The sequence below is a fragment of the Metabacillus sp. YM-086 genome (genome assembly GCF_048059995.1).
Taxonomy (GTDB): Bacteria; Bacillota; Bacilli; order Bacillales; family Bacillaceae; genus Metabacillus; species Metabacillus litoralis_B.
Genome location: NZ_JBLUOI010000037.1, coordinates 1 through 18,716 on the forward strand (window position 1 = coordinate 1; position 18,716 = coordinate 18,716).

Annotated in this window: 17 protein-coding genes; 2 read left to right on the forward strand and 15 right to left on the reverse strand. The window is 35.0% G+C overall.

The window, feature by feature from the left end; translation table 11 throughout:
* A partial coding sequence (locus ACEWK1_RS15865) for a PolC-type DNA polymerase III (protein ID WP_416636464.1) occupies positions 1-595 on the forward strand: 595 nt, incomplete at its 5' end.
* 47 nt (positions 596-642) lie between these two features.
* Here the strand turns inward: ACEWK1_RS15865 and ACEWK1_RS15870 are convergent.
* Positions 643-897 carry a hypothetical protein gene (locus tag ACEWK1_RS15870; protein WP_121662386.1) on the reverse strand — a complete coding sequence of 85 codons (255 nt, stop codon included), beginning with the start codon at positions 895-897 and terminating at the stop codon, positions 643-645.
* A gap of 260 nt (positions 898-1,157) precedes the next feature.
* Between ACEWK1_RS15870 and ACEWK1_RS15875 the strand changes: the two genes are divergently transcribed.
* The gene (locus ACEWK1_RS15875; RefSeq protein ID WP_212134114.1) at positions 1,158-2,150 is read left to right on the forward strand and encodes a hypothetical protein; all 993 of its coding nucleotides are present in this window, start codon (positions 1,158-1,160) and stop codon (positions 2,148-2,150) included.
* A 582-nt stretch (positions 2,151-2,732) separates the two neighbouring features.
* Here the strand turns inward: ACEWK1_RS15875 and ACEWK1_RS15880 are convergent.
* The 14 genes from ACEWK1_RS15880 to ACEWK1_RS15945 form a co-directional block, all read right to left on the reverse strand.
* Positions 2,733-4,796 (reverse strand): heavy metal translocating P-type ATPase, encoded by a 2,064-nt coding sequence (locus tag ACEWK1_RS15880; RefSeq protein ID WP_212134116.1) that lies wholly within the window; start codon positions 4,794-4,796, stop codon positions 2,733-2,735.
* Positions 4,797-4,820: 24 nt separating this feature from the next.
* A complete protein-coding gene (locus ACEWK1_RS15885) occupies positions 4,821-5,141 on the reverse strand; it encodes an ArsR/SmtB family transcription factor (RefSeq protein WP_121662389.1) in 321 nt (106 codons plus the stop codon).
* 96 nt (positions 5,142-5,237) lie between these two features.
* Entirely contained in the window at positions 5,238-5,927 is a 690-nt protein-coding gene (locus tag ACEWK1_RS15890; RefSeq protein ID WP_121662390.1) for a ZIP family metal transporter, read from the reverse strand.
* Between the two features lie 78 nt (positions 5,928-6,005).
* Complete coding sequence (locus ACEWK1_RS15895) at positions 6,006-8,234, reverse strand: DEAD/DEAH box helicase (RefSeq protein WP_212134118.1); 2,229 nt, start codon at positions 8,232-8,234, stop codon at positions 6,006-6,008.
* A gap of 144 nt (positions 8,235-8,378) precedes the next feature.
* Positions 8,379-8,744: a hypothetical protein gene (locus ACEWK1_RS15900; protein WP_212134120.1), complete on the reverse strand. Its 366-nt coding sequence runs from the start codon at positions 8,742-8,744 to the stop codon at positions 8,379-8,381.
* Positions 8,745-8,912: 168 nt separating this feature from the next.
* Positions 8,913-9,701: an HAD family hydrolase gene (locus tag ACEWK1_RS15905; RefSeq protein ID WP_212134122.1), complete on the reverse strand. Its 789-nt coding sequence runs from the start codon at positions 9,699-9,701 to the stop codon at positions 8,913-8,915.
* Positions 9,702-9,876: 175 nt separating this feature from the next.
* The gene (gene uraD / locus ACEWK1_RS15910) at positions 9,877-10,398 is read right to left on the reverse strand and encodes a 2-oxo-4-hydroxy-4-carboxy-5-ureidoimidazoline decarboxylase (protein ID WP_251406240.1); all 522 of its coding nucleotides are present in this window, start codon (positions 10,396-10,398) and stop codon (positions 9,877-9,879) included.
* Between the two features lie 46 nt (positions 10,399-10,444).
* Complete coding sequence (locus ACEWK1_RS15915) at positions 10,445-10,936, reverse strand: (2Fe-2S)-binding protein (protein WP_121662395.1); 492 nt, start codon at positions 10,934-10,936, stop codon at positions 10,445-10,447.
* A 14-nt stretch (positions 10,937-10,950) separates the two neighbouring features.
* The gene (gene pucD / locus ACEWK1_RS15920) at positions 10,951-13,218 is read right to left on the reverse strand and encodes a xanthine dehydrogenase subunit D (RefSeq protein WP_212134126.1); all 2,268 of its coding nucleotides are present in this window, start codon (positions 13,216-13,218) and stop codon (positions 10,951-10,953) included.
* A gap of 5 nt (positions 13,219-13,223) precedes the next feature.
* A complete protein-coding gene (locus tag ACEWK1_RS15925) occupies positions 13,224-14,096 on the reverse strand; it encodes an FAD binding domain-containing protein (RefSeq protein ID WP_212134128.1) in 873 nt (290 codons plus the stop codon).
* Positions 14,097-14,200: 104 nt separating this feature from the next.
* Complete coding sequence (locus ACEWK1_RS15930; protein ID WP_212134130.1) at positions 14,201-14,824, reverse strand: nucleotidyltransferase family protein; 624 nt, start codon at positions 14,822-14,824, stop codon at positions 14,201-14,203.
* Positions 14,817-15,821 carry an XdhC family protein gene (locus ACEWK1_RS15935; protein ID WP_212134132.1) on the reverse strand — a complete coding sequence of 335 codons (1,005 nt, stop codon included), beginning with the start codon at positions 15,819-15,821 and terminating at the stop codon, positions 14,817-14,819. The genes ACEWK1_RS15930 and ACEWK1_RS15935 overlap by 8 nt, the downstream gene beginning before the upstream one ends.
* 18 nt (positions 15,822-15,839) lie before the next feature.
* Positions 15,840-17,183: a 5'-deoxyadenosine deaminase gene (locus ACEWK1_RS15940; protein WP_212134133.1), complete on the reverse strand. Its 1,344-nt coding sequence runs from the start codon at positions 17,181-17,183 to the stop codon at positions 15,840-15,842.
* A 257-nt stretch (positions 17,184-17,440) separates the two neighbouring features.
* A complete protein-coding gene (locus tag ACEWK1_RS15945) occupies positions 17,441-18,256 on the reverse strand; it encodes a Cof-type HAD-IIB family hydrolase (protein ID WP_212134135.1) in 816 nt (271 codons plus the stop codon).
* Positions 18,257-18,716 lie beyond the last annotated feature (460 nt).

Sequence of the window (18,716 nt, forward strand, 5' to 3'; positions counted from 1 at the left end):
TTTAAGCTCCTGTACGTTTACAATTTTTGATCTTGAAACAACTGGATTTTTTCCAAACATGGGGGATGAAATTATTTCAATCGGGGCAATTAAAGTAAAAAACTTTGAAATATTATATGATGAGGCATTTTATACGATTATGAAACCAATTAATAAAATTCCGAAAACAGTTGAAGAACTAACAGGATTATCGGGAGAGATCTTAACAAAAGCCGAATCATTTCCTGTTGGCATAAGTAAATTTCTTGACTATTGCAAAGGAAGTATTTTGGTTGCCCACCCTGCTACATTCGATATAGAGTTTATGAAAACAGTTCTTAATCAATGGAATTTTCCGGATTTCTCAGTGGATTTTCTTGACTCCCATTTGATCGCAAATGACTTATTTACAGAAGAAAGAAATTATTTAGATAATCTCATAGAGCGTTTTAATATATCAGAGCGCGAACGACATCATGCTTTAAATGACGCTGTTATGACCGCTAATGTTTTTATCAAACTTCTACAGCATTATGATCATTCCGTTATAAGAAACCCAAAACAATTATTAGATAAAATCGAAGAAAACGATACAGTTAATGAGGGTTACTCTTAAAAAGAGCATTGAAAAAGGTGTGGCAAATTGCCACACCTTTTTGTTGTTTATATTTTTTTGAAAATAGCAGCTTGTGACGTTATTTCTCCTGCTTGATAATTAGTAATATGTGAGAATTTGTAGACACATCCGTATCCATCAATATCAAATAATGTCATTTCCATAAAATCTTGTGGTAGTTCGTGTAAATGCTTCAAAAGAATTTCATTTTCAGAGTAAAATTGTAAATCCCCCTCCTGTAAGTAGTGGACGAAAGGATTTGTTTCTAGACGTTTTTCTAAAGGAATGTTGTAAAAATTCATTTAAAGCACCTCACCTTTTTATTTTCTTTGTTTTCTGTATTTTCTGATTATTTATATAATACACCAAAACTTCTCGTTTGAAAACTATTTTTTAAAAATTATTATTATTTTTTCTTGTCATATTATGACTATAGTAAAATCTCAAAATCTTTGCCATTTATTATCATACCACCACTCCCCTTTTCTCAAGGATATAAGCAAATGATACCAATTACCAAAGAGAATATTCATGTTAAAATGTGATGGAGGATGTGATGATTTTGAAAAAATTTATAGTTTTTTTTATTATATTACTATTATCATTGCCTATTCTTGTTAGTTTTACTTCAGGCAGTACGGTTGGGGCCTATTCATCCTTTCTGTCTCCAGAAGGTATTCAATTTGTTAGTTATTCCCATGAATGGGACGAGCATAAATTAATAGATTTATATAAGGAACTTAAACAAAACAAGTATGGAGAAGAAATAAATATGCTTCAAGAAATTAGGGTTGTGGCAGGAAATCATTCCTCAGGAGATACAAAGGGCAGCTACCATCCAATATCAAAGACAATTGTACTTTATCAAGGTGACAAGTATCGTGAACCTGATGATTATCGAGAAACATTGTCACACGAATATGGCCATCATTTTGCTTATTATTATTTTCCCTCCCACCACCTCCCTTTTTCTAAGTGGCGAAAGTTAAGAGGCATAAACATTGCTCAGCTGCGTTGGGATGCGTTTTGGAACTATGAAGAGAAAAATCATTCTTTCTATCCGCAAGAAATTATTGCAGATGATTATGTACTTTTATATGGTGCAACAAATTATGTTAATCCAAAAGATGTTTATAGTAATGAAGCCTTTTACCTCCGAACACAGCATGAAAATCAGCAACTTCCAAACGTGTTAGAAAATAAAGAACTTCTAGCTTATTTAGAAGAAAAAAGCGGAGTTGCTATTGATAAAGAGCGCCTTATCCAAACACCATTTTTCACAAATATTGAAGATGACAAAATAAGCTTTTCTGTCTCCGAAAAGACGAACATTGCTTATAGATTAAATATAGAACTTTTTAGTCCATCTAGCGAACTACAAACGGTAGAGCTCTATAAGATTACAGATAATGATGACAATGAGATCGAATTTTCTTTAGATGATGTCGGTCTCGGGCGCTTTTCAGATTTTGAATCTGCCATTATATCAATTGATGTTGTGGATTTAACAACTTCGATTGGATTTGAGACAAAGGAGACAACATTGAACTTTTAAAAGATAAAAGAGGAATGGGATACTGTTATCCTAACACACTATATGTATGGCTAATTACATTAATAAAAAGTGTTTTCTAATCCAATTATAATAATGGTCCAGTATTGACGAACTGGACCATTATTTGTATGTGAAAACCATATGTGTATCGTTTTATAATGAAAGTGTACAAATTGCATTCGAAAACGGCATATGTGTATGCTTTTGCTTAGATTGAAAGTTTAAAACCATTCGTTTAATCCAACAACTGGTAAAAATGACATTGAAAGTGGTGTTAATTGTGATTTTTATCCATTTGCGTATGGTTTTATAGTTAGAATGGTACAAATTGCATTCGAAAACGACAAATGTGTATGCTTTTGCTTAGATTGAAAGTTTAAAACCATTCGTTTAATCCAATAAATGTAAAAAACAACATTAAAAATGTTCTTAATTGTAATTTTTATCCATTTGCATATCATTTTACAGTGATAAAACAAAAATGACCATCAAAACAGTGCTAATTTGATGGTCACCTCAGATAATACTTTTAATTTCATACTAGCTAACGAAACCCTCTACATACATTCACAATCCCGTTCCCTATTTTCTTTCATACAAAACAGTTAAACTAATTAAAGTGACAAGTATCGTTGCTCCCATATCTGAAAGGATTGCAATCCATAATGTTAGCAAGCCTGGGATCGTCAACAATAAGGCAATTAGCTTCAATCCAAGTGCAAGTGTAATATTAAGCTTAATAATGGAATTCACTTTCTTTGCTGACTTTATTGCGGATGGTAATTTCCCAAGGTGATCCTGCATTAATACAATATCAGCTGTTTCAATTGCACTATCAGTCCCTTTCCCCATGGCAATTCCTAAGTCTGCTGTTGCAAGTGCTGGTGCATCGTTTATTCCATCACCAATCATTGCAACCTTAGTCCCTTTAGAGAGCTCTTTTACTTTTTCAACTTTCTCATCTGGTAGCAAGCCAGCGAAATATGAAGTTAAACCTACCTTTGATGCTACTTTCTCTGCTGTGCTTTCATGGTCACCAGTTAACATGACTGTCTTTTGGATTCCTGCTGCATGTAAAGCCCTAATAACATCCGCACTCTCTTCTCTTATTTCATCTGCGATCCCCATGATGCCAAGTACTTTTTCAGTACTAGCTAATATTACTAATGTCATGCCTGATTGTTTATATTGTTTAATTTGTGCTTTTACACCTTCCTCTATATGCACATTTTTCATATGTGCTTCGTTACCAAGGAAGTAAGTCTCTCCATCTATTTTTGCAACAATTCCACTTCCCGAAACTGTTGTTATTTCCTCTGGTTCAATCAAAGATAGTCCTTCAGCCTTTCTCATCACTGCTTTTGCAATCGGATGTGATGAGCTTTTTTCAATGGAAGCTGCAATTTGTAAAAACTTCGGATCATATTCTACAAAATCCTCTACAAATGGCTGCCCCTTTGTTAGGGTGCCTGTTTTATCAAAGGCAATCGTATGAATTTTACCTAACTGCTCTAAAAATACTCCGCCTTTTACAAGTATTCCATTGCGAGCATTTTTGGTAATACCAGACACAATGGCGATCGGTGAAGATAAAACTAAGGCACATGGACAACCTACAATTAATACCGCTAATCCCTGATAAAACCAATCTCCCCAGCTACCGTTGAATAACAATGGTGGAATTAGCATCACAACTGCAGAAATAATCATGATCAAGGGCGTATAATATTTTGCGAACTTATTTATAAACAATTCTGTTGGTGTCTTTGTTTCTTGCGCTTCCTCTACTAAATGGAGAATTTTTGCTAATGACGATTCTTCATATGCTTTAGTAATTTTTATTTTTAGTACACCTTCATTGTTAATGCTTCCTCCATAAACCGGCTCATCTTTATCTTTTTCAACTGGCATGCTCTCTCCTGTGATAGCTGCTTCGTTTACAGAGCTTTTTCCTTCTAACACTAAACCATCCGAAGGAATTTTTTCACCAGAACGAACTAAAACAATTTGATTTGCCTTTAAAGATGAAATTTCGACTATTTTTTCTTGACCATTTTCAAGTACAGTTGCTTCCTTTGGAGCTATCGCTAGCAGTTTTTCCATTGAATTTCTAGCTTTTTGCATCCCCAAGCCTTCTAGGTATTCATTTAAACCAAAAAGAATTGCAACTAAAGCTCCTTCTTTCCATTCTCCAATACCTAATGCACCAATTAAGGCAATTGTCATTAACGTTTCGATATTAAATTTTAATTTAAATAGATTTTTCAATCCCTTTATAAAGGTTTGGTATCCACTTAAAACGGTTGCTGCTAGAAAAAGTCCGATTGCAATATATTCATTAAAAAAGAAATCTGTTAGAAAACCTGCAAGATAGAAACCAGCTGATAGGGATAAAAGTAAAATCCAATTAACCCCTGTAGGGTGATGATGCTCATGATCATGCTCGTGTTCGTCAGCTTCTATATATGCCCCATCTGAAGATAAAATCTTTTTTACTTTTTCAATATCAACATTACTTTCTAGTTTAAGCTTACCTGTGTTATAGCTTAAAGATGCTGTATGTCCTGATGGTAATTTATTTATTTCTTCCTGTAATTCTCTTGTACAGTTTGCACATGTTAATCCTTTAACTTTATATTCTTCCATTGTGCTCAACTCCAAAATAAATGCTTAATGATGCTGTGCATGGTTAATTGTTTGTTGCAGAACATTCATTACGTGATTATCATCGGGCGAATAATATAATGTTGTCCCTTCCCTTCTATACTTAACCAAGCGTAAATTTTTCAAAAATCTTAATTGATGTGAAACGGTTGATTGAAGTAACGATAATTTTTCAGCAATTTCATTCACTGAATGTTCACTTTGCGAGAGTAAGTGTAATATTTTAATTCTGGTTGGATCACCTAATGCCTTAAACGTCTGTGAAACAATAAATAATGTTTCTTCGTCTAATTGATCTTGTGGTTCCTTTTTACCTGATTCATCCATGATCAGCACCTCTTACTTTTTAGTATATATCAAAATATGCATATATGTTCATATTATCTAATTAAATAATAAAAAAAAGATTGACTCTTGTCAATCCTAACCAATTAATAAAAATACCTCCAATATGAAAATACCGGTTAATAAACTAAGCAAATGATAAAAACGATTTGCCTTCTTACTTGATGTTAGAAATAATTCAACAATCGAAATGTATAGCATTGTACTAATTGCAACACCTAATAAGGCCCCTAAAATCATGTCATTTTTTATCGTCACAATATTTCCTAGTAAGACAAATCCATAAAGACTAAATGTAAGATAAAGAAAAGCAGTGACTATAAGATGAGGCTTAAGCTTTAATGCAATAGCTAGCATCATTAATGCCATCCCCTCCGGTAAGTGATGTAAAATAATGAGATGATAAAGATGTCCTTCGTGGTCCGCATGGTTCCCCATAGCAAACCCTGAAGGTGCATTATGTAATGTAATGGCAATAAGCAGAAGAAAAAACGTTGATTTTGATTCATCTTTTGATGAATGATGTACATACTGATCCATTACTATCATACATAGAAGACCAACACCTATTCCCAAAATAATAGATAAAGGCTGATAATGTGAAAAACTATGTGGAATAAACTCAAGACATAGTATTCCCACAATCATACCGGCACTAAGAGAGAACAAGTAGTCGATCTTCCAATTTCCTATTTTACTAATGATAAGTGATAGAACCCCACCTGCTATCAATGATAAAAACACATAAAGGCAAAACAAAAAATCCACTCTATTCCCTCCATTACATTACAGATAAAGCAATTACTTTAAGTTATGAACAGCTTTACCTGTTTAGTACAAGGGCAATTAAGAGATGATTTGTGAAAGAAAGTAATCAATAACACTTTCAGAATGTAAACGTACTCCAACATATGGAGGCCTTATATGGTTGTTCATCTCATATGGCATACCTAACCACAGATATTTTTTATCTATAATTATGAATGGAAATGAAACTGATTGGGCTTTAATGCTTTTCATGTTATCAGGGGATATTGTAGTTAAACGGACATTGCTGCTTCGGCTATTGATTATGTCTTTCCACTCCTCGGATAACCCTTTGGTAGTAGGTAGTCCAACAATTATTGAAGAATAGGCCTTTTTCACATCTTTCATGATAAGTTCCAGCTTTTTTGCATGAACCCATGTTAAATTTGCATGTTGGTTCTTAATCCATGTCCCTATTTGCTGTTGTCCGACTTTTTGATTTTTACTTACCTGATGATCAACAAGCTGACGTATTGTTTTTCCCCGGAACACCTTAGATTGAAGAAATTGTTGATCAGCCAGATGAACAAACTTTCCTCTAGTTCTTGTCATGGCAACATTAATAAGTCGCTCACTATCCTTGCCAATTAAAAGCATTCCAGGTCGTTCTTGCGGATAACTATCGACCGTATCAAATACCATAACATCCCTTTCACTTCCTTGAAATCTATGAACTGTTGCAGAAATAATGTCCGAATCCAATCGTTCTATTGAATATACATCATTTAGTAGCATGTCCATTAAAGCTGCCTGAGCACGATAAGGTGTAACATATCCAATTGACCTTGCTCCTGCTAAGAATGACTCGTGTATTATTTGAAAGGATAAAAGTAAATGCCAAAGGTTATATCGTGAATTTGATGTTTTTTCACGCATACTGTACATTCCGCTATAACTGCTGTCTAACAATATGGACGAACAATTTGAAAATGGTTCTCTTTCTACAATTGAATTTCTAGCAGATTTCACACTTTCGTGATCTCCAACAAGATCATGATAAATGTACTTATTTGTGAATGAAGAAATATCCGGGTGCATTCTTCTTTGTTCTTTTAAAAGAAAAAGATGAGGATGTAGAGTACTACTTGAATGATCATCAAGCCAATCAACTACACCTGCTTTATGAAAAATGTCGTTTCTTAACCATTCATCAACAAGAGCATGTTTTGCAGCCGCAATTGGAGGAAGCTGCTTAAAATCTCCGCAAATGATCACTCTTCGGCCGAGAGTTGCAGCAAAAGCAATTTGCGGAATATAGGCCATACTTGCTTCATCAATTATGACAAGATCATAGTTTTTTTCATAAATGCTCGGATCATTCGCAGCTTTTGATAATGTTGTTCCTACAAGATCGGCATCCTTTACAAGTTCAATTTCCTTCTGTCTTATTTTTTCTAAAACTGTTGCTAACTTTCGTTCAATTTCAAGCAATTGTTCAGAATCTCTTTGACTGTAAGATTGTGAAAGAGTTTGCTTCATCCCCCTTCGTTGTTCATGCAATTCATTTCTTTGTTTCGCTAATTCGGGGTGTCTTTTATGAATAAGCTCCAATGTTGTAAGGTTATCGTTTGATGTAATCGACGTTTGCGAACCATAACGAAGCAAATCACCTTCGCGAAAATGGCCTTTCTTATTTATAAAACGGGATATTTCCATCATTAACACATCAACTGCTTGATTACTCTGAGACAGAACTAATACTCGATCACCTTTTACATATTTATTTCCTGCTACCCTGCTCAATGTATAGGTTTTACCTGTACCAGGGGGACCCCAAACAAATGTGACAGGATTATATTTACTTCGTAAAACAAGTTCATGAACAGATGATTTTACTTTTTCTGTAGGATGCTTTGGATCATTAGATGGATTCATCAATCTTTTAATACGTGCTTTCTTCCGCTTACTTTCTTTTATTTCATCAAATCTTTCATGTAGTTGGTCTAACAACTCCCATGGATCATGAAGCAAAAATAGCTCGGAAGGCTCATGTCCAAGAGATTCCTCTAAGGATAAGATCACACTTTTTCCCTCTGATGAAAGAATTTTACCGTTTACTATTCTTTTTCCAAATTCAACTTTAATTGAAGAGCCCATTGGCACACGAATGGGAACAGTTGTATCAAAATAATAAGTAAATGATCCATCGTTTGACATCAGTTGGCCACCTTTTAGTGTGTACCTCGTACTTCCATATTTTTTTAGATGCATAATTTCCACACGTATTGCCTTTTGCCAAGTTTTTATATAAAAATTAGTAGATTTCATGTTTATAACTTCCTTATTGTTTTTCTAACAGTTTTCACCGAAACAAACTATACCATGAAGGTGTTTGAAAAGCGAACTCCTTTTAAAGGATACTAATTAGAAATAAAAAAGGACCAAAATTGGTCCCATTTACGCAGATCTTATCTATACCAACATATCCTTAGAATGGTTGGTACATGTACATTCAGTTAAGCTGTAACCTGTGACTTGAAATCCATTTTTTTGTAAAAAACGAACACCCATGTTCTTTTCAAGTTGGCTTCCAGCAACAAGATGTACTTTTTTATTAGGAATTTCATGAAAATATCTTCTTAAATATGCAATAGGTATCACAATTGAATCGAAGTTCTTCATCGTTGACAAATTATTATAATCTCTTACATCCACAACTTGACTAGATTGATCATGATGATCTATATCTACACAAGGTACATTCTTAATAGAAATTGACCTTTTTAAATAACTTCCGGTTAACACAATAAGAATAATACCAGCTATGAGATAAAGCATCTCCCTTCCCCCTCTAAGAAGTAAATGACAATGTTATTAACTTATATAAATATAGATGCTTTTAGATGGTTTTATCAAGTAATCGGATTTGAATCTGATCATTTTTTTATAGCTAGCTTGCTATAGCTTACAGTTTCAGGCATTGTCTTACTAATATGAAAGATACCCTTACTTGTTAAATTGATCTAAAATTGGGTACAGCTCTTCAAGATGAGTGATTTCAAAGTCTGGTTGTACTTCGTTACGTTCTTTGTTATGACGATTAATCCAAACAGATTTCATTCCAACTCTTGATGCACCTAAAATATCTGTCATAAGATTATCTCCTACCATTATTGCCTCATCTTTTGAAAGATTCATTTTTTCTAAAGCATGCTCAAAAATAGTTGGATCAGGTTTTCCTCTTCCAAAAGCACCGGAAATAATAATTTGCTCAAAGTAAGGAACAAGCTCTGGAGTAATTTCTAATTTAGTATTTTGTAAGTCTGGAGAACCATTTGTTAACAAAAGAAGACGGTAAGATTCCTTTAACTTGTCCAACACTTGAAAAGATTCATCGTAAACAAAAGGTTTTTTTCGTCTTTGTGCTGGGAATTCTTCAGCTAGTGTTGCTCCATATTCAGGATCATCAATTCCACAAGCTTTTAAGCCTCTTGTCCATGCTTCTTTTCGATATGTAGGAACGATGTTTTTCATCTTTTGAAAATTTTCTTCATCGTCTAAAAAGTTACCCCAAAGACCTTCAAACGGGTTGATTCCAATCATTTGCGTAAAATCAAATGTTTCGTATGAGGAATAAAGCTCTTTCGCTTCGTTTCGAACAGCTTCTTCAAGCTTTTCAGAATCGATTCCATATTTTTGTTCGGCTAATTGACATGTCGCAACAAATGCTTCCTTTACACTTTTTTGATCCCATAATAACGTATCATCTAAATCAAAGAAAATAGCTTTAATCAATGTTTGTCCCCCTTAAAACCTATGTATTTTTAAATTAAAAACTCTTACTATTCAAACAATAGCTTACAAATAATTGACCAATAAGTAAATAGCACCTGAGAAAATCCTTTGTTGAAATATTCAAAACAGCAAAAAACCACTCACTAGCGAGCAGTTTTTAAAGTTACAATTTAATTTATACAGATTGTTTCTTTATTTCATCTCGATCTTCATTAGAAATACTTTCCCTTAAAATATAAAAATAAATGCGGAATATTTCTTCAATTGCGGCTTCTATTTCTTCATTTTCATTGTTTTTTAATCTCTTTTTTAATGCTTCATAAACAGATTGTTTATTGTGTCCACGCATTGCGATGATAAAGGGAAAACCGAATTTCTTTATATATTTATTATGATAAGCGATGAATTTTTTATATTCTCTAGGTGTTAAAGATCTAAATCCCGATTGCTTGCCTACATAATTGTAAGGGTTTTGACCTCGAATTGTTTCAATAAAATCCGGAAGAGTTTGAAGTAGGGCAACTCTTTCTTCGATTGTATATTTTTTCACACGTTTTTTCATTGCATGATGAAGAAATTGATAAGAGGGAAAAGGTCTTAATTCGGATACCTGTTCGGCAATTGAATGCTCAAAAATCCAACGAAAAGTTGAAACAAATTCCTCACGTGTAAGCACATTCGCATCATGAATTGTCATCACTAGATATCACTCTCCATTAAAGATTTTTATCTTATTGAATTTCTTATTTTTTGTTTACCACCTCTCTGTATCGTTGAACAGCTCTAATGATTCCTGTGTAACCAGTACACCGACAAAGGTTGCCTGATAAATGTTCAATAACCTCCTCATCTGTTGGCTGCTGATTTTGCTCTAATAAATCCTTTAGCGCTATGATCATTCCTGGAGTACAATATCCACATTGAAGTCCACCTTCTTCAAGAAATGCCTGCTGAATAGGATGAAGTGATTGATGTGATACATGTTCAATTGTTTCTATTGTTGAAAGATGTATCTGATAGGCCATGACTAAGCAAGAATTTACAACTTTTCCATTTAGTAATACCGAGCATGCTCCGCACCTTCCGATTTCACAAGATATTTTAGTGCCTGTTAATTGTAAATCTGTTCTTATAATATCGACTAACCGATAAGTTGGCGGTACGGTTAAATGATACGGTTGACCATTTAATTCAAAAGAAAGATCTATTTTATTTTCCACTTTTGCCTCTTTCATAGAAGCACCTCCTGTTACTTATCGACAAAGGTGTTAATTGTTAATGCATCCAAAACTTCTTCGGGAGAAACGGGGAGATTCTTCACCCATAAGCCACATGCATCATGAATAGCAGCAGTTACTGCAGGTGCAATTGCAACAGTACCAATTTCACCAACACCTCTTGGACCAAATACATCTCCCTCCATTAAAGACTCGTCAACAAACACCTTCATTTCTTTTGGAATATCTTTAATGGTTGGAATGAGATACGAATCAAGATTTTGTGTATGATAGCGACTATTTTCCATCACTGAATCTTCATTTATTGTAAAACCAAGCCCCATAACTGCCCCGCCTTCAATCTGCCCTAAATAACCTAGTGGATTCACTACTGGCCCCGCAGCCACACAATGGTCCATTTTTGTTACCTTTACCCTCCCTGTCAACTGGTCGATTTCCACCTCTGCTACAACTGCGGCAAAGGAGTATAAATAATGTCCCCCTATAACTGCATCTGGGGTGGTTGGAAAATGGAATTGTGTATGAAAAACGGGAAGTTTATCATATAAATAGTTTGCTAAATCATAATAACTGATAATAAGTTGATCAATTTTTCCTTTCCGCCAAATTCCTTTTCCCCCTAAATAAAGGAGATCACGTGTCGTATCTGTGTAAGAGGCTGCCTCATCTAATATTTTATTTAAAAATGGATCTCTTAGCTTTTGAATGCCATTCCAAATCATATTTGTTGAACGAGATGCAGTTGAGGAACCTGAAGAAGGAACGAGATCTGTATCACCTATTACAATCTTTAAATCTTCTTTTCTACACCCTAAAGCTTCCATCATCATAATTTCGATTGAAGCCAACAATCCTTGGCCAAATTCTTCAAATCCGAAAGCAATTTCAATTTTCCCATCCTTGGTTAAAGAAAGGCGAGCACCTGAAGGATCAGGTCGACCAAAGCCAAGACCCCCGCCATGCATAGTGATTGCCACGCCTCTACCTTTCACATTTAGAGGCTCTGTTTTTAAAGGCTGCGTTAATATGGGAGATTTTTTAATCATATTTAAAACACTTCTAGCTCCATCATTCCTTACTATTCGTTGTCCTAACGGCCCGGGATCATCTGCATTTCTAAGATTTTGTTCTCTAAATACTAATGGATCAATTTGTAACAACTCAGCTAGTCTATCCATTTGTGACTCTAATGCAAAGGTAACTTGATTTCCTCCGAATCCACGATATTCACCTGAAACTCCATTATTTGTAAACACAGAGACTCCTTCAATATCAACATATGGAATGATATAAGGACCCGTTGAATGCTCAACTGCGAAGTCTAAAACAGCTGGTCCAAGTGTTGCATATGCCCCTGTGTCTGCAACAATTCGAACAATATGTCCTACTAATTTTCCTTCTTCGTTCGCCCCTGTTGTCATGGTTATCTTCATAGGATGTCGTTTAATACCCGCTCTTACTGATTCCGTCCTCTTATTATGGAGCTTTACTGGTTTTTGTGTTTTAATAGCTAACAAAGCCGCATATGGTTGGATATTTAACTCATCTTTCCCACCGAATGAACCACCGATTGGACTTGATATCACTCGGATTGAACTTTCAGGTATAGATAAGATTCTAGCTAGCTGCATCCGGTCTTTAAAACCGTGTTGTGTTGCCGCATAAACCGTTAATTTACCATCATTCTCTGGAACAACAACTCCTCCCTCTGTTTCCATATATGCATGCATTTGTCTTGGAGTTTCATAGGTTTCCTCAACAATGTAAGGACATTTTTTAAGTTCATCTAAAACATGTTCACTGTTCTTGTACCCTGCACGATGCAAAACATTTCCAGCAGGATGTAATTTCATTTGTGAACTTAAAGCTTTGTCCGGGCAATCAATCACCTCCAGTGGTTCATATTCAACAAGAATGAGCGAAAGTGCCTTCATAGCAATTTCCTCATTAATCGCTGCAACTGCAGCAACTGCGTCACCTACGTAGCGAACAGTGTCTTCGCACAAAACAGGCTGATCAGGAAATATTAATCCAAAACGATTCATCCCTGGAACATCTTTATATGTGATGATCGCTTCAACCCCCTCAAGTTGTTCTGCTTCAGTTGTGTTAATTGAGTTAATTTTTGCATGAGGAAACGAACTTCTTAACACTTTCCCAATTAACATGTTTGGGAAGCAATAATCAGTTAAATATTTTAGCGAGCCAGTTACTTTATCATGGCCATCAGGACGGATTCTCCATTTACTTTTGTACTCGTTTTTATTTAACTCCTTCATCCCTCTTATCCCTCCCTTAGGATCGTTTCTAATTTTTCTGTAAGAATGTTTGCTGTAACCTTCTTCCGGTACGACTCTGTTACAAAGGCATCCGAATATGAGTGAAATTCTTCTAAAATTGTATTGTATATAATGTCTCTTGTTATTTGAGATCTACTACCGGTCAATAGCTTTTCTAGTTTTTGTAGTCTAATAGGAAAATGTGTTCCTCCCCCGACAGCTATGCGAATAAATGAATTTTCATTATGACCGCACTTGCTCCAACAACAACTAACCGTCACTAAAGAAGCTGTAAAGGCTTCTCTTCTTCCAACCTTTCGATAAAAACTTTTTGTTTTCTTAGCTTGAAGAGGAATTAAAATGTCAAGAAGCAAAAAGGGGTATGATCCTTTTTCTTTTAACCAGGTTGCTAAATCAATCACGTATATTTGGTCTTTAAGCGCTATTTTCACTTTCGCATCTAACACAAGAAGGGCTGGAATTGCGTCACCAATTCCACTTGCTACATTTCCTCCTATTGTTGCACGATTCCGAACAGCAGGTGCAGCAATGTTTCTACAAGCTTCAGTTAATAATGGACAGTGTTCTACTATCTCAGGATGCGTGATACACTCTGCAATCGATGTAAGTGCACCGATTGCTAAAATATTCTCATCATTCTTTTCATATCTAACTTTTTTTAATTGTTCAATACAGGAAAGATTAATTAGTCTTGAAGGAAGGGGAACACCTGATTCCCATTGGATTTGATGAAGCGTACCTCCTGCTACATATTCGCCTTCAAAAAGCACTTTCAATTTTATTGCATTCTCAATTGTTATTGGATGTTCGACGAAGATCTCGGATTTCAGCATAGTTGATTGTTGTTCGGCATGCATTACATCACCTAATTTCATTTAGAATTTTTGTGAACAAAACAGATGAGAATAGAAAATGGAGGTTAGTAGTTTGAGGTTAATTTAAAACCTAGTACATTCTTTGATTAGCCAAGTTGGGGACTTACTATTTGTTTATAAGTCTCATACTGTTCTAGTGTATCAATATCTATTAATTGGTGATAATCTGTATTTATTTTTAAACCATTTAACATTCCCGTTTTCAAAAGGCTTCTCGCCCCTTGATCACCTTTAATTTTTAATAAAGAATCAAATCCCTTCTTTTGAAATAAGATTGGTGGTTTCATTGAAATTCCATCGAACGAGGCGATAAAATCATGTTCATTGGATGTTCGACTTATTAATTTATCTATCAATTGTGAAGTAATAAACGGTTGGTCCGCTAAAAAAACTAAAACGGCATCAGCTCCTACTTGCTTTGCTCTTTGAATACCTGCTTGAAGTGAATAAGATTGACCGAGATGTGCTTGCAAGCTGATAATATGCTCCCAATGAATAGAATTTGTAAGAAGCGGCTCAATCGTTCGAAGCCAGTTTGGTTGAAAGTCTTTTGTGACAATTACTAAATGATTAATCTTAGATTTAACAATTTCCTTTAATGCCATTGTTCCAAGAGTGTCACCTGCTAAAGGCAATGATAGTTTACAAGTACCCATACGTGAGCTGTGACCTGCTGCCAAGTAAATTCCCACGATGTTTTCGTTATACATTTACACACCTCCTTGCTTTCTGTTCGATTAATTCAGCAACAATGCTAACAGCAATTTCATGTGGTCCTTCAGCCCCTATTGATAAACCAACAGGTGAATGAACCCAATCTTGAACCTTTTTTCCTTGTAACAACCTTTGCGCTCGATCTTTTGAGCCTAAGATCCCTAAGTATGATAGTTGTTTTTTTAGTAAGTACTTCACTAACTCGAGATCTTTTTGAAAATGATGTGTCATTAACACAATTGAGTCTGAGGTTGTAAACGTATAGCTAGATAGAAATTCTTCAGGAGATCGTACAACGGTTTCGGTTGCTGAAGGAAAATAATCTTTGTGACAATAAGCTGGCCTCCAATCTGCAACAATGACTCCATAGCCTGATTGTTGAGCAAGTTGTGCAAGAGGTCTAGCATCAGCTCCTGCTCCATAGATAAATAGTCTAGGTCTCGCTTGAATTTCTTGTTTAAAAAGGAGATAGTCATTCTCCATCCTTATTGCTTCTGATTGCCATTTTTCTTTTTGGGGAAAATCTCCTTTCCATTGTCCAAAATACTCAGCATTTTCTGTATAAAAAAGATAACCGTAAACATCACCTTCAAGAGATAGTTGTTTAATGTACGAGACCGATATACCATGATTAGTAAGCTCTCTTACCTTTTTTAAGTGCGACATCAATTCTGGGGTTATTGACTCAATTAATACCTTTATTGTCCCGTTACATCCAACCCCCTGTCCCCATGACAAGTCATCTTCTGCTGTTAAGTCATACGTTATCAAAGTGGAGCCCTTCTGATGAAAATACTCTTTACATCTTTCTTTTAAGTCTTCTTCTAAACATCCTCCACTTAACAGTCCCGTTTGAACTCCATCTTCATGAAAAAGCATAGTGGATCCAGCCTTTTTATACGAAGAGCCATCCACATTAACAATCGTTGCTAATACCATTTCCTGTGTGGATTCTGAAATGGTGTCGAGGATTTCATAAATGTCGGTTCCCATCCTGCTCCTCCCTCTCTATTAAATCATCGTATCGACTCTCGATATTCTTCGTACTAATCGCTGAATAGAAGAATTTGCTTCTTTTAGCACAATTGATTTATCAATTGTTAGTAAACGTTGGTCTTCCATCACAATTTTTCCATTAATGATCGATGTTTCTACATCTGCTCTCGTTGCTGAATAGACAATTCTTGAAATAGGATCAACCTCTGTTGAAGGATACGTATGAAAATCATTTAAGTCTAATATCACAACATCAGCTTTTTTCCCGACTTCTAAGCTACCAATCTCTTTTTCCATTCCCATTGCAGCTGCTCCCCCCATCGTTGCCATTTTGAATACTTTTTTTGCATCCATAGCCGTTGGACCATGGTCTGGCTTTTGAATAAGTGCTGTTAACCTCATTTCATTGAACATATCAAGATTATTGTTACAAGGTGCACCATCAGCACCAATACTTAGAAATACTCCTTGATCAAGCATCTCAGGAGTATTTGCCACTCCAGAAGCAAGCTTTAAATTTGAGCCAGGACAATGACTTACCTTTACTCCTCTATCACGAATAATTCTTTTCTCTTGTTCGTCGAGCCAAATGCAATGAGCTAGTAATAATCTGGGATTTGCTAAGCCGATATGATCCAAATAAACAACATTTCTCATTCCTCGCTCACGTTCAACCATTTCTATTTCTGTTTGATTTTCTGATGCATGGGTGTGTACCATTACTTGATACTGCTGAGATAAATCCCTTACTTGCGTTAACATCTTTTCTGAACATGAAATAACAAACCGTGGTGAAAATGCATAATGAATACGACCATTGTCAAACAGATGCCATTTTTCTAATAGGTCAACACTTTCTTGTATGGAAGAACTAGTATTTTCTAATAAAATTGATGGAACATTTGCTCCTTGATCCATCATAACTTTACCAGCTATAGCCCTAATTCCACTTTCTGCTATAGCTTGAAAAGCATATTCGGTATGCCTAACTGTTTCCATATCGATTATGGATGTTGTTCCACTTCTAATTAATTCTCCTAGACCAAGCATAGCTGAATAGTAAATTGATTCCTCGTCATGCGCAGCTTCAAGGGGCCAGATCTTTTTGGAGAGCCAGTCTAAAAGCTCTAAATCATCACCCTGCCCGCGAAACAGTGTTTGACAAAGATGAATATGACTTTGAATTAAACCAGGAATAACCGTCTTCCCTGTTGCATCAATCATTTTATCCGGAGTCACATTCTCAATTTTATCCTCTATTGCAACAATTCGGTCATCCCTTATTAAAAGATCTCCGTGCAAAATTTCACTTTTTTCATTCATCGTTATGATTTCAGCATTTTTAATTAAAATTTCCACTAAGTTCCGCCTCCCACCTACCTGACAATCCCAACACCTTGTTACTAAATCTAACAATCATAAATACACAAAGCTTGCTTTCTAGAGAAACATTCATTCTCATCTATTAAATTAGCTAAATTATATCCTCAATTGTAAATTATTGTTACATTTATGTCAGAAATTCTCACAGAGAGTTTTAAATGAAAGTATTTTCTATTATTCAGCTGAAATAAAAAAGAGTTGCCTACATGATTGTAAGCAACCCTTATCACTACTTAAACAGTAACATTTAGAATAAAATCTTCTACTACCTTTGCGACTCCATCATTCATATTCGTATCTGTAACAAAATTTGCCAGATCTTTAATTTCTTGAGGAGCATTTCCCATTGCAACTCCAAGACCTGCAAACTCAATCATGGATATGTCATTATAACTATCTCCAATTGCAATAACTTCTTCCTGTTTAATGCCACATTTTTGAATTAGTTGATGTAAGCTTGTTCCCTTTGTAACACCTTTTTCAGTAAACTCCAGGAAATACGGCTTTGAGCGCATGATTGAAAATTGTTCGTCTAATTCTTTCTGCAACTTCTTTTCAACATCCTTAAGTACATCTGGCTCCGCTACCATTAATGTTTTTACTACTGGCACAGTTACTGACTGTACAAAGTCTGATACCATCTTAATAGGTAATCCGGTTAAAGTAGATTCTTTTTTCGTGAAAGGATTTTCATCCATCGTAATAATTTCATCACCTATATATGTATGAATAAATACATTTTCACGACGGCTTATGTCAAACAATTGATGAACAGATTCTGCACTTAATGTACTGCTGAACATTTCTTCATTTGAAGAGCAATTAATGATTTTACCACCATTAAAAGATAGAATATAGCTTCCATACTGATGTAGTAATAATTCATTTGCATACTCTCTCATTCCAAAAGTAGGACGACCTGATGCTAAAACCACTTTCACACCTTGTTCTTGCGCTCTCATTAACGCCTCTTTTGTACGAGGTGATATCGAATGATCGTCACATAATAACGTATCATCCAAATCTAATACAATCATTTTATATGTCATGTTTTAAGTCCTTTCTATACATAGATCACTATATTCATATCCTACTATAAAAAGAGGCTTAAGGGAAAGAAACATTCCGGAATTCAAAATTAATGTTATATTAATCATTAGAGCCCCGCTTTAACTCTTATCAACAAATAAAAATACTGGTCTAACATCCACTAACGAGTTCTGATTTGAAGAAAATAAAAATTAACATAGAGTAATTCGTACTAGGATTAAAAGGCAATTTGATAAGTAAATCACACGAAAATAAGCGGAGAAATTCCTCTTATTGAGGAAAAAGCACAAAAAAGAGATTTAATAGACGGAAAGGTTCCTTTTATTTTATCTAAAAAGGTGAAGATGGACCATTTCACTTTGCTTAACCGGAATATATCCGCTTATATCATCCAAACCGAGTTCCATTCTTCAGTCTAACCGTAAAAATTCCACTTATTTAAACTATCCGTTACTCAAT